The sequence below is a fragment of the Streptomyces sp. GS7 genome (genome assembly GCF_009834125.1).
GTDB lineage: Bacteria > Actinomycetota > Actinomycetes > Streptomycetales > Streptomycetaceae > Streptomyces.
Genome location: NZ_CP047146.1, coordinates 7,602,858 through 7,617,454, shown reverse-complemented (window position 1 = coordinate 7,617,454; position 14,597 = coordinate 7,602,858). Strand labels below are relative to the sequence as shown.

General features: G+C 71.2%; 12 protein-coding genes. 4 read left to right on the top strand and 8 right to left on the bottom strand.

What is annotated here, in order from left to right; all coding sequences use genetic code 11:
- Positions 1-46: 46 nt before the first annotated feature.
- The 3 genes from GR130_RS32990 to GR130_RS32980 all read right to left on the bottom strand — a co-directional run bounded on the left by GR130_RS32990 (position 47) and on the right by GR130_RS32980 (position 2,830).
- Complete coding sequence (locus GR130_RS32990) at positions 47-799, bottom strand: amino acid ABC transporter ATP-binding protein (RefSeq protein WP_159510363.1); 753 nt, start codon at positions 797-799, stop codon at positions 47-49.
- 23 nt (positions 800-822) lie between these two features.
- Positions 823-1,761 carry an amino acid ABC transporter permease gene (locus tag GR130_RS32985; RefSeq protein WP_159508094.1) on the bottom strand — a complete coding sequence of 313 codons (939 nt, stop codon included), beginning with the start codon at positions 1,759-1,761 and terminating at the stop codon, positions 823-825.
- Between the two features lie 76 nt (positions 1,762-1,837).
- Complete coding sequence (locus tag GR130_RS32980) at positions 1,838-2,830, bottom strand: ABC transporter substrate-binding protein (RefSeq protein WP_159508093.1); 993 nt, start codon at positions 2,828-2,830, stop codon at positions 1,838-1,840.
- A gap of 561 nt (positions 2,831-3,391) precedes the next feature.
- On the opposite strand from GR130_RS32980, the gene GR130_RS32975 reads away from it, so the two are divergent.
- The 3 genes from GR130_RS32975 to GR130_RS32965 all read left to right on the top strand — a co-directional run bounded on the left by GR130_RS32975 (position 3,392) and on the right by GR130_RS32965 (position 6,408).
- Positions 3,392-4,618: an NAD(P)-dependent malic enzyme gene (locus GR130_RS32975; protein ID WP_159508092.1), complete on the top strand. Its 1,227-nt coding sequence runs from the start codon at positions 3,392-3,394 to the stop codon at positions 4,616-4,618.
- Positions 4,619-4,804: 186 nt separating this feature from the next.
- Entirely contained in the window at positions 4,805-5,767 is a 963-nt protein-coding gene (locus GR130_RS32970; RefSeq protein WP_159508091.1) for a zinc-binding dehydrogenase, read from the top strand.
- Positions 5,768-5,799: 32 nt separating this feature from the next.
- Positions 5,800-6,408, top strand: coding sequence for a HutD/Ves family protein (locus tag GR130_RS32965; protein ID WP_159508090.1), 609 nt, complete (start codon positions 5,800-5,802; stop codon positions 6,406-6,408).
- Here GR130_RS32965 and GR130_RS32960 read toward each other — a convergent pair.
- From GR130_RS32960 to GR130_RS32945, 4 genes are all read right to left on the bottom strand, one after another.
- The gene (locus GR130_RS32960; RefSeq protein WP_159508089.1) at positions 6,380-7,117 is read right to left on the bottom strand and encodes an antibiotic biosynthesis monooxygenase; all 738 of its coding nucleotides are present in this window, start codon (positions 7,115-7,117) and stop codon (positions 6,380-6,382) included. The genes GR130_RS32965 and GR130_RS32960 overlap by 29 nt on opposite strands.
- A gap of 206 nt (positions 7,118-7,323) precedes the next feature.
- Positions 7,324-8,445 carry a PadR family transcriptional regulator gene (locus GR130_RS32955; protein ID WP_159508088.1) on the bottom strand — a complete coding sequence of 374 codons (1,122 nt, stop codon included), beginning with the start codon at positions 8,443-8,445 and terminating at the stop codon, positions 7,324-7,326.
- A gap of 2 nt (positions 8,446-8,447) precedes the next feature.
- Complete coding sequence (locus tag GR130_RS32950) at positions 8,448-9,374, bottom strand: DUF4097 family beta strand repeat-containing protein (protein ID WP_159508087.1); 927 nt, start codon at positions 9,372-9,374, stop codon at positions 8,448-8,450.
- Between the two features lie 300 nt (positions 9,375-9,674).
- Complete coding sequence (locus tag GR130_RS32945) at positions 9,675-9,854, bottom strand: DUF6104 family protein (protein ID WP_030811338.1); 180 nt, start codon at positions 9,852-9,854, stop codon at positions 9,675-9,677.
- Between the two features lie 151 nt (positions 9,855-10,005).
- Here GR130_RS32945 and GR130_RS32940 point away from each other — a divergent pair, with 151 nt between their 5' ends.
- On the top strand, positions 10,006-10,461 hold the full coding sequence (locus GR130_RS32940; protein WP_159508086.1) for a CU044_2847 family protein: 456 nt from the start codon (positions 10,006-10,008) through the stop codon (positions 10,459-10,461).
- 129 nt (positions 10,462-10,590) lie between these two features.
- On the opposite strand, the gene GR130_RS32935 is transcribed toward GR130_RS32940, so the two are convergent.
- Positions 10,591-14,424 carry a multifunctional oxoglutarate decarboxylase/oxoglutarate dehydrogenase thiamine pyrophosphate-binding subunit/dihydrolipoyllysine-residue succinyltransferase subunit gene (locus GR130_RS32935; RefSeq protein ID WP_159508085.1) on the bottom strand — a complete coding sequence of 1,278 codons (3,834 nt, stop codon included), beginning with the start codon at positions 14,422-14,424 and terminating at the stop codon, positions 10,591-10,593.
- Positions 14,425-14,597: the final 173 nt, after the last annotated feature.

The following is a 14,597-nucleotide window of genomic DNA, read 5'->3' as shown; positions in this document are numbered from 1 at the left end:
CCCCGAAGGTGCCGCCCGCCGCGTCGTTCCGCGGGGCCGCGGGGACTCAGAGGACCTTGGACAGGAACGACTGGGTCCGCTCGTGCTGCGGGTTGGTCAGGACCTCGCGCGGGTGGCCGGACTCGACCACCACGCCGTCGTCCATGAAGACCAGCGAGTCGCCGACCTCGCGGGCGAAGCCCATCTCGTGGGTCACCACGACCATCGTCATACCGTCCGCGGCCAGGTCCTTCATGACGTCCAGGACGTCGCCGACCAGCTCCGGGTCGAGGGCCGAGGTCGGCTCGTCGAAGAGCATCAGCTTGGGCTCCATGGCCAGCGCGCGGGCGATGGCCACCCGCTGCTGCTGCCCGCCGGAGAGCTGCGAGGGGTAGTTGCCGGCCTTGTCGGCCAGGCCGACCCGGTCCAGCAGCTTGACCGCCCGCTCCCGCGCGGACGCCTTGGACTCGCCCTTGACCTGGACCGGCGCCTCCATGATGTTCTCCACCGCGGTCATGTGCGGGAAGAGGTTGAAGCGCTGGAAGACCATGCCGATGTCGCGGCGCCGGGCGGCGACCTCGCGGTCGCGCAGCTCGTAGAGCTTGCCGTGGTGCTCGCGGTAGCCGACCAGTTCGCCGTCCACCGACAGCCGGCCGGCGTTGATCTTCTCCAGGTGGTTGATGCACCGCAGGAACGTCGACTTGCCGGAGCCGGACGGGCCGATCAGGCAGAAGACCTCCCGGGGCGCCACCTCCAGGTCGATGCCCTTGAGGATGTGGGCCGAGCCGAAGGACTTGTGGACGCCCTCGGCCTTCACCATCGGGGTACCGGACTTGCTGCTGCTCATGCCGCACCTCCGGCGCGGTTCGGGCCGGCCAGCTTCGCCTTGAGGCGCTGGAACGGGGTGGGCGGAAGCTGGCGGCTGGAGCCGCGGGCGTAGTAGCGCTCCAGGTAGAACTGGCCGATGCTCAGCACCGTCGTGGCGATCAGGTACCAGGCGGCGGCCAGGATCAGCATCTCGACCACGACACCGGAGTCCCGGCCGACGTTCTGCGCGGCCTGGAGCAGGTCGTAATACTGGACGGCGATGACCAGGGACGAGGTCTTGAGCATGTTGATGACCTCGTTGCCGGTCGGCGGCACGATCACCCGCATCGCCTGCGGCACGACGATCCGGCGCAGCGTCTTGCCGTGGCTCATGCCCAGCGCGTGCGCCGCCTCGGTCTGGCCCTCGTCGACGGCGTTGAGGCCGGCTCGGCAGATCTCGGCCATGTACGCGGCCTCGTTGAGTCCCAGGCCCAGCAGCGCGCACAGGAACGGGGTCATGAAGTCCGACCACTCGTCCTTGTAGATCGGCATGATGTCGATGTACTGGAAGACCAGGCCGAGGTTGAACCACAGGAACAGCTGGACGTAGACCGGGGTGCCGCGGAAGAACCAGATGTAGAACCACGCGACCGTCGAGGTCACCGGGTTCTTCGACTGCCGCATGACCGCGAGGATCACACCCAGCACGATGCCGATGACCATGGCCAGCAGCGTGATCCACAGGGTGTTCCGCAGACCCTTGAGGATGTCCGCGTTGAACATGTAGTCCGGTATCGCGCCCCAGTTGACCTTCCCGGCGGCGAACGCCTTGACGAGCAGCGCGAGCAGCCCGATGACGACGAGCGCGGCGACCCAGCGCCCGTAGTGGCGGACCGGAATGGCTTTGATGGGCTCGGGCTGGGCCGGCGGAGGGGCAGCCGGCGGCTCGGCCGGCTTGTCGACGTCAACTGACACGGATGTTGCCTTTCAGCATTCGGCGGAGTGGCGCGTGGCGGATGGTGCGGGGCGCAGGACGGTGTCAACCGCGGGCTCAGGAGCCGCCGTTGAGCTGCACGTCCTTGACCGCGGCGTCCTTGACGTCCCACTTCTGCAGGACCTTGGCGTACGAGCCGTTCTTGATCGCGAGCTCCACGGCGGCCTTGAGCGCGTCGCGCAGCTGCTGCTGGTCCTTGGGGACGGCGATGCCGTACGGCGCCGCCTTGAGCGGGCCACCGCCGACCATCTGGAAGTCGTTGCCGCCGCCGGAGACCTTCACCGCGTACGCCGCGACCGGGTAGTCGCTGGAGACCGCGTCCACGCCGCCGGTGCGCAGCCGCGTCTGGGCCTCGGAGTCGTTGTCGAACGCCTCGATGGAGATGGGCTGCTGGCCGTTGGTCTCACATGCCTTGGACTTGTCCTTGGCCAGGTCGTCGGAGACCGTGCCGCGCTGCACGGCGAGCTTCTTGCCGCACAGCGTCTCCCAGCTGTCGATGCCGTTGGTCTTGCCCTTCTGCGTGTAGAGCGAGACGCCGACGTTGAGGTAGTCGACGAAGTCGACGCCCTCACCGATCTTCTTTCCGGTGCCGCTGTCGATGCCCTGCTGACGGTCCTTGGTGTCCGTCATCGCCGACATCGCGATGTCGTAGCGCTTGGACTTCAGACCGCCCATGAGGGTGTCGAAGGTGGCGTTGTTGAAATTGAGCTTGATGCCCAGTTCCTTGCCCATCGCCTCCGCGAGGTCCGGATCGATGCCCGCGACCGCGCCGTTCGAGCGGTACTCCACCGGCTTGTACGTGATGTCCGAACCGACCTGGAGCATGGCCTTGTCCTGGACGTCCTTCGGCAGCATCTTGAACAACGGCGCACTGGTGTCGCGGTTCTTCTGCGCCGCCCGCCGGGCCTTCGCCTCCTGGGTCTGGTCACCGCACGCGCTGAGCAGCAGCAGCGAAGCGGTGACCGCGGCTATCGCGGCGATGCCCTTACCGGACTTGCTGGACCTACCTGACCTGCCGGCCGCCGCGCGACGGGTGGTCTCTGCGGTCATGCTGATCCTCCTGCGGATGGTTAACCGACGTGCCAGTGTGAGCAGCCGATGAGTTGGTGAAAAGGGGGCGGGCACACACCTTTGGGCACCTTTGATCGTCGCGACGTCGATCGGTGACGGAATCTTGCCATCCGGGCTCCGGTATTCGGACTGCCTGAGAGGTCAAAATCGGATAACGGACGGGTGAGGCGAGTTCGCGCCCTTGCGTCGCAAGGGGAGGCGGGTGCGCGCGGGGCGCGAGAAGCGCGTCAAAGGCCGGTGATGTCTCGAAATCCGGACAGTCGCGGGGGATCTTCGGTGATTTCCGGCATTCCGTCGCTATTGTCGGAGCCTTGTACCGGAGGGTAACGAATCTAACTCGTCGCCTCCCACGCCCGTCCGGTAGAAAGGGTCGTTACACCCCTCATCCGGGGCTCAGGGCGCGTGTGCGGCGCGCCCGGCGTCCGTACCTCCCCCCGCGCGGCGGCTATCCGCCGAGCAGGGCGCGGACGCGGTGCCCGCCCACCCCCCAACCAGGGAGTGGCCACCCTCAACAGATTTACGACAAAGGGGTCAGACAAAGTGGCAGCGGAGATCGTCAATCCTCGCAGCGACAGCGAAACGGGCGCGGAAGGGCCGGACGCCACGTCCGGCGAGTTCTTCGACCCGGCCTTCGCGCTGCATCGCGGCGGCAAGATGGCCATCCAGGCGACCGTGCCGGTGCGCGACAGGGACGACCTGTCCCTCGCGTACACGCCGGGTGTCGCCAAGGTGTGCAGCGCCATCGCAGAGCAGCCAGAGCTCGTGCACGACTACACATGGAAGTCCCAGGTCGTGGCCGTGGTCACGGACGGCACCGCCGTGCTGGGCCTGGGCGACATCGGCCCGGAAGCCTCGCTCCCCGTGATGGAGGGCAAGGCCATCCTCTTCAAGCAGTTCGGCGGCGTGGACGCGGTCCCGATCGCGCTCGCCACCACCGACACCGACGAGATCGTGGACACCGTCGCGCGGCTGGCGCCGTCCTTCGGCGGCGTCAACCTGGAGGACATCTCGGCACCGCGGTGCTTCGAGATCGAGCGCAGGCTCCAGGAGCGGCTGGACATCCCGGTCTTCCACGACGACCAGCACGGCACCGCGGTGGTCACCCTCGCCGCGCTGCGCAACGCCGCCAAGCTCACCGGGCGCGAGCTCGGCGACCTGCGGGCGGTCATCTCGGGTGCCGGCGCGGCCGGTGTCGCCATCGCCAAGATCCTCATCAACGCCGGCATCGGCGATGTCGCGGTGTGCGACCGCAAGGGCATCGTCTCGGCGGACCGCGAGGACCTCACGGACGTCAAGCGCGAGCTGGCCGGCTTCACCAACAAGGTGGGCCTGACCGGCGCGTTGGAGGCCGCGCTGGACGGCGCCGACGTCTTCATCGGGGTCTCCGGCGGCACCGTGCCGGAGGAGGCGGTGGCGAAGATGGCGAAGGACTCGCTGATCTTCGCGATGGCCAACCCCAACCCGGAGATCCACCCGGACGTCGCCCACAAGTACGCGGCCGTCGTCGCCACCGGCCGCAGCGACTTCCCGAACCAGATCAACAACGTGCTGGCCTTCCCCGGCATCTTCGCCGGCGCGATGCAGGTGCGCGCCTCGCAGATCACCGAGGGCATGAAGCTCGCCGCCGCGGAGGCGCTGGCCGCCGTCGTCGCCGACGAGCTCAGCGCCGACTGCGTCATCCCCTCGCCGTTCGACGAGCGGGTCGCCCCGGCCGTCACCGCGGCCGTGGCCGCCGCCGCCCGCGCGGAGGGCGTCGCCCGCCGCTGACCGCGGCACCGGGCGGACACGCCGACGGGCCGGGCCCGCATCCTTCGAGGGCGCGGGCCCGGCCCGTCGCCGTGCGGCGGACGTCGGCCGGGGCGCGGACCCCGCCCGCCGCGGCCCGGTCGTACGCGGTGCGTGTCACACCCGTACGCGCTGTTGCGGCGCGCGGACGCGGCCTACGTTGGGTTCATGTTTGCTGCCTACGCCGCCCGCATCGACCGCGACCAGCCGCTGAACGGCCTCGAATTGGGGGAGCGCCCGGCCCCCGGGACCCGCCCCGGCTGGACGACCGTCGACGTGAAGGCCGCCTCCCTCAACCACCACGACCTGTGGACGCTGCGCGGCGTCGGGATCACCGAGGACGCGCTCCCGATGATCCTCGGCTGCGACGCCGCCGGAGTCGACCAGGACGGCAACGAGGTCGTCCTGCACTCCGTCATCGGGCAGACCGGCCACGGCGTCGGCCCCGCCGAGAAGCCCTCCATCCTCACCGAGCGCTACCAGGGCAGCTTCGCCGAGCAGGTCACCGTCCCCACCTGGAACGTGCTCCCCAAGCCGAAGGAACTCTCCTTCGAGGAGGCCGCCTGCCTGCCCACCGCCTGGCTGACCGCGTACCGGATGCTGTTCACCAACGCGGGCGTACGGCCCGGGGACAGCGTGCTGGTCCAGGGCGCGGGCGGCGGTGTGGCGACCGCCGCCATCGTGCTCGGCGCCGCCGCCGGCCTGCGGGTCTTCGCCACCAGCCGGGACGAGACCAAGCGCAAGCGGGCCGTGGAGCTGGGCGCCGAGGCGGCGTTCGCGACCGGCGAGCGGCTGCCGGGGCGGGTGGACGCGGTCATCGAGACGGTCGGCGCCGCGACCTGGTCGCACTCCGTCAAGTCCCTCCGGCCCGGCGGCACCCTGGTGATCTCGGGCGCCACCAGCGGCTTCACCCCCAAGAGCGGTGAACTCAACCGGATCTTCTTCCTGGAGCTGAAGATCGTCGGCTCCACGATGGGCAGCAAGGAGGAGCTGGCCGGCCTGCTCAGCTTCTGTGCCGCCAAGGGCATCCGGCCGGTCATCGACTCCACTCTGCCGCTGGACCGGGCGCGTGAGGGCTTCGCGAAGATGGCGGAGGGTGAGCTGTTCGGGAAGATCGTGCTGACGGTGTGACGCCTCGTCACATCCGGGGAGAGGGCGGGGACGTGCGGATCCTGCGTGCGGAGCGGCGGGCGGCCGTGCCGTGGAGCAACGGCGGCGGGCTCACCCGCGAGGTCGCGGCCCACCCGCCGGGCGCCGGCTGGGACGCCTTCGCCTGGCGGGTGAGCCTGGCCGACGTCACCCGGGACGGCCCGTACTCCTCGCTGCCCGGCGTCCGGCGGATCCTCACCGTCGTCGACGGCGCCGGGCTGGAACTGACGGTGGACGGCGCCGTGCACCGACTGCCCGGCCGCTTCCGCCCGTTCGCCTTCCCCGGTGCCGCCGCCACCGGCTCCCGGCTGCTCGGCGGCCCGGTCGTCAACCTGAACGTGATGTGCCGGGAGGGACGGGCGACGGCGGCCGTCACGGTGGTGCGGGGAAGCCGGGAGGTGGCGCCGGGGCCGCGCACCACGGCCGTGGTGGTCGCGGTGGCGGGCGACACCTGGCTCGGTGCCGAGGCGGCGGGGGAGCCGGGCGTGCGGCTGGGGCGGTTCGACGCGGCGGTGTGGGAGCCGCCGGGGGACGCGGCGGCGCCGGTGGTGGTACGGACGGACGGGGCCGCGGCGCTGATCGAGCTGTCCGACGTCAACGGGACCGCGGCGACGGGATGTTGACCACGGTTCCGTGCAGCCGGTAGCGGGCGACGGAGGGCGCCGCCGGGGCCGTTGCCGCCGGGTCGTCCACGGGGACGGCCGGTACCGGCGTGACGCCGGGCAGGGCGCCGATCGCCGCCCGCAGCCGGTCCGCGGCGCCCCCGGCGGTGAACTCCCGCCAGGCGTCGGCGTCCGCCCACTCCGCGATGTTGAGCACCCGGTCGCCGTCCCGGGAGAGATGGAGATGGGCGCCGAGCAGCCCCGGTACCCGCTCGCGGTCCAGCATGCCGACGACGGTGTCGGCGAGGGCCCGCTGGGCGTCCGGGCCGGTGGTGGCGAAGGCGGGGGTGGTCAGGAAGGCGGGCCGGGTCGCGGCGGGCGCCTCGGGGACGTGGCTGCGGTGACGGCGGTAGCGGATCAGGCCGGGGCGGCGGATGCCTGGCAGGGCCTCGTCGATCCGGCCGACGGCCGCCGGGCGCCGGGTGTGCGCCCACTCCAGGTGCGCCGCGTCGTCCGTCCACTGCGCGTAGTTGAGGACATGGCCGCCGTCGGTGCTCAGGAAGGCGCTCAGCGCCAGCATCGCGTCCGGGCGCCGCTGGTGCTCCCAGCCGGCGAGCACCGCGTCCGCCGCCGGGCGCTGCATGCCGGCGTCCGGTACGAGCCAGGCGCTGACGAGAACGGTGGCGGCGTCGGGGCGCCGGAAGTCGGGGAGGTCGGTGGCGAGAGGCATGGGGGCTCCGTGGTGATCCGTGGTGATCCGGGGTCTCGTACGGGAGCCTGGGGCCTCAAGTGCGGTTGAGGTCAAGGGAGATGGGGCGGAAGCGGCGGGGGCCGCCCGCACCGGCGTGGCGGTGCGGGCGTGCGCGGGGCGCCCGCGGTCAGCGGCCGGGACCGCGGGGGCGGGTGGTGCGGCCCGCCCCCGCCCCCCTGCAGCCCCTAGTCGTCGCCCTGCGCGCCCGAGGGGTGCTCCTCGGGGCGGCGCAGCAGGGCGCCGATGTGCGCGGCGGCGGTCGACAGCCGGCGGCGCGATTCCCGCAGCTGCTCGGCCGTGACGCCGTGGTCGCGGGCCGCGTCCCGCAGGTCGTCGCGGAAGCGGTCCAGCAGCCGGTCGAAGTCGCGGGCCGGATCGCCGCTGCCGGGCTCGGCCGCCCACGCCGGGGCGGGCGGGGCCTCGGCGGCCGGCGGCTCCGTGGCCGTCGCCGGGGGCTCCTTGGACAGGTCCGGCCGCTCGACCGTGACGCGGACCTCGTCCGCCGCGGGCCCGGTGTGCTCGCCGGTCCCTCCGGGGCCGGACGGGGCGCCGGTGTAGCGTCCGATCTCGCGGGACACCTCGGACAGCGCCTCGCGCACCGCGCCCGACCAGTCGCCGGAGCGGACCGCCCCCTGGGTGCTGTCCTGCACGCTCCTGATGACCCGCTGGATCTCCTCGCGCGCGAACACCTGGGCGTCCCTGGCCTGTTTGCGGGCCCGCTGGGCGTCCTGCCTGGCGCGCCGGCTCTCCTCCTTGGCGCGCCGGGCCTGCTCCTTCCACTCCTCCTTGGCGCGCCGGAACTCCTCCTTCGCCTGCCGCCAGGAGTCCTTGTCCCCGAACGCGCCGTCGAAGTAGTCGGAGGCTTCCGGGAACGGCCGCTCGCCGGCGCCCCGGTCGCCCCGTCGCCCGCGGTCGCCCTTCCTGGCCTGCTGGGCGGCCTCCCGGATCTCCCGGCGCAGATCGCGCGCCGAGCCGCTGACGTCCTCCCGGATGTCCGAGGCGAGCGCCGCGACCGACTCCCGGATCTCCAGCTCCAGATCGGCCAACTCGCCTCCCCGGTCGGCGAGTTCGGCGCGGCCGGCGCCGGTGATCGAGTAGACCTTGCGACCCCCCTCGGTCGCGTGCGTCACCAGGCCCTCGGCTTCCAGCTTGGCCAGCCGGGGGTAGACCGTGCCGGCGGAGGGGGCGTACAGCCCCTGGAAGCGCTCCTCCAGGAGGCGGATGATCTCGTAGCCGTGCCGCGGGGCCTCGTCCAGCAGCTTGAGGAGGTAGAGCCGGAGGCGGCCATGGGCGAAGACGGGGGGCATGCTCAGAGCACCTTCTTCTCTGCGGGCGGGGTGGACGGGGCGGACGGTGCGGGGCCGTCGTACGGGTCGGGGGCCGGGCCGCCGCCGGACGCGCCGCCGACCTCGGGCCCCTCGAAGGCGGGGCGGCGCAGCAGGGAGAGCGCCCCGGAGACGGTGGTGGCCTTGAGGCGGCCGGTGCCGGCGCCCAGCGAGCCGGTGATCTTCTTGGCGCCCCACTGGCCACTGACCCGCAGATCGTCGAAGGCGTTGGCGACCGCGCCGCTCGCGGTGTTGGCCTCCACCCGGGCGTCGGCCGGGTCGGGCAGCCGGATGGCGATCTCCCCGGAGACCGTCGTCAGGTTGATGTCGGTGACGGCCGCCGGGTCCAGGTCGATGACCATGTCGCCGCTGACGGTGTCGGCGCGCACTGTGCCGCCGGTCCCGTCGATCACCGTCAGGTCCCCCGAGACGGAGTTGAACCGGAGGTCGCCGGTCAGGCTCTGCGCCACGACGTTGCCGGTGACGGTCTCGGCCCTCACCGGGCCGGACAGGCCGACGAGGGTGCCCTCGCCGTTGACGCCGTGCAGCTCCGTGGGCCCCGAGACGCCGGAGACGACCGCGGCGGCGCCGACCACCGCGACCTCGACGCGGGTGGCGGCCGGCACGGCCACCGAGACCACCGCGCCGCGGCGCCACCCCTTGCGGTCGAGGTACTTCAGGAACCCCTTCAGGGGGAGGTCCTCGTATCCGATGGAGAGGGTGCCGTCCGTGCAGGACACCGTCACCGGCGGGCCGTCCAGCTCGCTGATCTCCAGGCGGGCCGGGCTGCCGTCACAGGTGCCGACGACGTTGACGGTGCCGCCGGCCAGCCGCACCTGCAGCGCGCTGACGGGCTCCTCGATCTCCAGCTTGCGTGGTGCGGAGATCGACCATTCGCTCCGGGCTGACATTCCTGACCTCCCCAGGGTAGGCGGGCAACGCAACATATCGCGTCTTCGATAGACACGATATATCGCAGTCTGCGGGAGTCAAGCGGGTCCGCCCCTGACGCCGCCCCTGTGCGCCTCCGTTTTCCCTGGGTGCGCCGCGGAATGTCCCTGGCCGCGTCGCGGACCGGGCCCGAACGGGCCCGGTCCGGAACTCGCGACACCCGTATCGCGTGGTTACGCGTCCGGCGCGCGCTACACGTTCCGCCCGCGTGTGACGCGACGCCCCCGGGGGCGTCGCGTCACACGCGGGCCGCCGGCGTCCTACTCGTCGTCCTCGTCGTCGAGCCGGGCCAGCCAGGTGGCCAGGCGCTCCACCGGCACCTCGAAGTCCGGGTTGAGGTCGACGAACGTCCGCAGCTGGTCGGCCACCCAGCCGAGGGTGACCTCCTCCTCGCCGCGCCGGTTCTCCAGCTCCTCGATGCCGCGGTCAGTGAAATACACGTGCTCTCCACCAGGGGTCATGGGACATTCCGGCCAGGATAGGCAGGCTCACGGACCTCTCGCGCCACAGGCGGCCGGGAGTTAGCCTGATCGCCTGTCAACGGTCCTGCGGCAATGGGGAATTGCCGCTCAGGGGGAGCAGGAGGCCGTGATGCCCGAGCGTGCGCAACGCATCGAGCTGCCGGACGGCACGGAGGTCTGGGCGCGGGTGTCCAGGCTGGTCGCCGCCGGGCTCGACGAGCCGGACGACGCCGGCTGGGACGGGGAGTTCGAGGACGTCGGGGCCTGGGACGCGCTCGGCGCCCGGGTCGAGGGCCTGCGCGAGGTGATCGGCGGGGTCGCGGCCAGCGTCCGGGAGGCGACCGAGTGGGTCGCCCCGCACGAGACCAGCGTGACCTTCGGCGTCGAGGTGTCGGCCAAGCCGGGCAAGGCCGTCGCGCTGCTCGCCGAGGACCTGCGCGCTCAGCGCCGCGGCCAGGAGGCGGCGAAGCTGGAGCAGGAGGCGATCTCCCAGCTGGCCGAGACGCTGGGCGCCGAGCATCCGCACACCCTGTCCGCCCGGCGCCGCCGGCGCCCGTACTGGGACTTCGAACCGCAGCCGGTGTGACGCCTGCCCGCCGCCCGACCTCCACCCCCAGAAGGCGGCGCTCCGTGCCGGCACCACAGCGTGAAGGGCCCGTTCCCACCTCGGTGGGAACGGGCCCTTCAGGCATCTACCTCAGCCGTGCGGCACCGCTCAGGCGTCGAACACCTCGGCCACCAGCTGGGCCTGCTCGGCCTGGTGGCGCTTGGCCGAACCGACCGCCGGCGAGGAGCTGTGCGGCCGGGAGATCCGGCGCAGGCGCTCACCGTGCGGGACGTCGGCACCGACGGCCAGGTCCAGTGCGTCGATCATGTTGAGGCCGAGGAACGGCCAGGCACCCTGGTTCGCCGGCTCCTCCTGCGCCCAGAGGTACTTCTCGGCGTTCGGGAACTTGGCGATCTCCGCCTGCAGCTCCTTGCCGGGAAGCGGGTACAGGCGCTCGATGCGGACGATCGCCGTGTCGTTCGCACCGCGCTTGGCGCGCTCCGCCTCCAGGTCGTAGTAGACCTTGCCGGAGCAGAAGACGACCTTGCGGACGTCCTCGGCCCTGACCGTGCTGTCGCCGATGACCGGCCGGAAGCCGCCCGTGGTGAACTCTTCCGTCTTCGACGCCGCCGCCTTCAGACGCAGCATCGACTTCGGGGTGAAGACGATCAGCGGCTTGTGGTGCGGGTTGTGGACCTGCCAGCGGAGCAGGTGGAAGTAGTTCGACGGGAGCGTCGGCATGGCGACCGTCATGTTGTTCTGCGCGCACAGCTGGAGGAAGCGCTCGATCCGGGCCGAGGAGTGGTCCGGACCCTGGCCCTCGTAGCCGTGCGGGAGGAGCAGGGTGACGCCGGAGGTCTGGCCCCACTTCTGCTCCGCCGAGGAGATGAACTCGTCGACGATGGTCTGGGCGCCGTTGGTGAAGTCACCGAACTGGGCCTCCCACATGACCAGCGACTCCGGGCGGGCGAGCGAGTAGCCGTACTCGAAGCCCATCGCCGCGTACTCGCTCAGCAGCGAGTCGTAGACGTTGTAGCGCGCCTGGTCGTCGGACAGGTAGAGCAGCGGGGTGAAGTCGTCGCCGGTCTGCCGGTCGATGAGCACCGCGTGCCGCTGGCCGAACGTGCCGCGGCGGGAGTCCTGGCCGGCGAGCCGGACCGGGGTGCCCTCCATCAGCAGCGAACCGATGGCCAGGGTCTCGCCCATGCCCCAGTCGATCGCGTCGTCCTCGACCATCGCCGCGCGGCGCTGCAGCTGGGGCAGCAGGCGCGGGTGGACGGTGACCCGCTCGGGGATGTTGACCTGGGACTCGGCGATCCGCTTGACGACCTCCTGGGAGATCGCGGTGTCCACGAAGACCGGGAACTCGGCCTTGGGCTGCGGCACCTCGGGGGCGACCGGGGCCGTCGTGGCGTCGCGGACCTCGGTGAAGACCTTCTCCAGCTGGCCCTGGAAGTCCTGGAGCGCCTGCTCCGCCTCTTCGAGGGTGATGTCGCCCCGGCCGATCAGCGACTCGGTGTAGAGCTTGCGCACCGAGCGCTTCTTGTCGATCAGGTCGTACATCAACGGCTGGGTGAAGGCCGGGTTGTCCGACTCGTTGTGGCCGCGGCGGCGGTAGCAGATGAGGTCGATGACCACGTCCTTGTTGAACGCCTGGCGGAACTCGAAGGCGAGCCGGGCGACACGGACGACGGCCTCGGGGTCGTCACCGTTGACGTGGAAGATCGGCGCCTCGATCATGCGGGCCACGTCCGTGGCGTACATGGAGGAGCGCGAGGACTCCGGCGCGGCGGTGAAGCCGACCTGGTTGTTGATGACGACGTGGACGGTGCCGCCGGTGCGGTAGCCGCGCAGCTGCGACATGTTCAGCGTCTCGGCGACCACGCCCTGGCCGGCGAACGCGGCGTCACCGTGCAGCTGGATCGGCAGGACCGTGAAGTCCGTACCGCCCTTGTTGATGATGTCCTGCTTGGCGCGGGCGACACCCTCGACGACCGGGTCCACGGCCTCCAGGTGGGAGGGGTTGGCGGTCAGCGAGACCGTGATCTGCTCGCCGTCCAGGCCGGTGAAGGTGCCCTCGGCGCCCAGGTGGTACTTCACGTCGCCGGAGCCGTGCATCGACTTCGGGTCGAGGTTGCCCTCGAACTCCCGGAAGATCTGCGCGTACGACTTGCCGACGATGTTCGCCAGGACGTTGAGCCGGCCGCGGTGGGCCATGCCGATGACGACCTCGTCCAGGCGCGACTCGGCCGCGGAGTCGATGACCGCGTCCAGCAGCGGGATGACGGACTCGCCGCCCTCCAGCGAGAAGCGCTTCTGGCCGACGTACTTGGTCTGCAGGAACGTCTCGAACGCCTCGGCGGAGTTCAGCCGGCGCAGGATCCGCAGCTGCTCGTCGCGCTCCGGCGACTTGTGCGGGCGCTCGACCCGGTCCTGGATCCACTTGCGCTGCTTGGGGTCCTGGATGTGCATGAACTCGATGCCGGTGGTGCGGCAGTACGAGTCGCGCAGCACGCCCAGGATGTCGCGCAGCTTCATCATGGACTTGCCGGAGAAGCCGCCGACCGCGAACTCGCGCTCCAGGTCCCACAGGGTGAGGCCGTGCTCGGTGATGTCGAGGTCGGGGTGCTTGCGCTGGTGGTACTCCAGCGGGTCGGTGTCGGCCATGACGTGGCCGCGGACCCGGTAGGAGTGGATCAGCTCGAAGACCCGGGCGGCCTTGGTGACGTCGTCGTCGTGCGAGGCGTCGATGTCCCGCAGCCAGCGGACCGGCTCGTACGGGATTCGAAGCGACTTGAAGATGTCGTCGAAGAAATCGTTCTCGCCGAGCAGCAGCTGGTTCATGATCCGCAGGAACTCGCCGGAGGCGGCGCCCTGGATCACCCGGTGGTCGTAGGTGCTGGTCAGCGTCATGACCTTGGCGACACCCAGCTTGTTCAGGGCGTCCTGGGAGGTGCCCTGGAACTCGGCCGGGTAGTCCATCGAGCCGACGCCCATGATCATGGACTGGCCGGGCATCAGGCGGGGCACCGAGTGGACGGTGCCGATGCCGCCGGGGTTCGTCAGCGACGCGGTGACCCCGGTGAAGTCGTCCATCGTCAGCTTGTTGTCCCGGGCCCGGCGGACGATGTCCTCGTAGGCCTGCCAGAACTCGAAGAAGCTCAGCGTCTCGGCCTTCTTGATGGCCGCGACGACCAGCTGGCGCTCGCCGTTCGGCTTGACCAGGTCGATGGCCAGGCCGAGGTTGACGTGCGCCGGCTTGACCAGCGTGGGCTTGCCGTCCTTCTCCGCGAAGTGGCTGTTCATCGACGGCATGGCCTTGAGGGCCTGCACCATCGCGTAGCCGATGAGGTGGGTGAAGGAGACCTTCCCGCCCCGGGCGCGCTTGAGGTGGTTGTTGATGACGATGCGGTTGTCGAAGAGCAGCTTCACCGGGACCGCGCGGACGGACGTGGCCGTCGGCAGCTCCAGGGAGGCGTTCATGTTCTTCGCGACGGCGGCCGACGGGCCCCGCAGGGTGACGTACTCCGGGCCCTCGGGGGCCTGGCCGTCAGCGACCTGCTTGGCGGTGGGCTTGGCCGGGGCGGCCTTCGCCGGCGCGGCCTGCGCGGGGGCCGGAGCGCCAGGGGTGGGCACGGCGTCAGCCGCTCCGGTGGAGCCGGTGCTCGCACCGGGAGGCGTAGCCGGGGTGGCCGGCTGGGCCGCGGCCTGCACGGCGGGCTTCGGCTCGACCGCGGCGGGCGCGGCGGGCGCGGCCGGAGCCGCCGGGGCCGGAGCGGGGGCGGCAGCCTCCGCCGGCTGGCTCGGCGCGGTGGCGCCGCCCGGCTTGTAGTCGGCGAAGAAGTCCCACCAGGCTCGGTCTACCGAGTTCGGGTCCTGGAGGTACTGCTGGTAGATCTCGTCGACGAGCCACTCATTGGGACCGAACGCAGCGGCAGGGTTCTTCCCCTGCCCCGCTTGGTCCGTCGAGACACTCGCACTGTTGGGGGACTGTAGCGACACGGCGGCAACCGCCCTCTTCCGCTTCCTAAGGTGGTGGACAGCGGGAATAAAGGCTACGCCTCTTGTGACCTTTGGTGCAGTCCGGGAGGGTCACTCGTCGCGCACGTCACATTCACCGAAGGGTTTCAGGGCATGACTTGGCGGGAAATACCCGGGGTTTGCCCGCGTGCGGG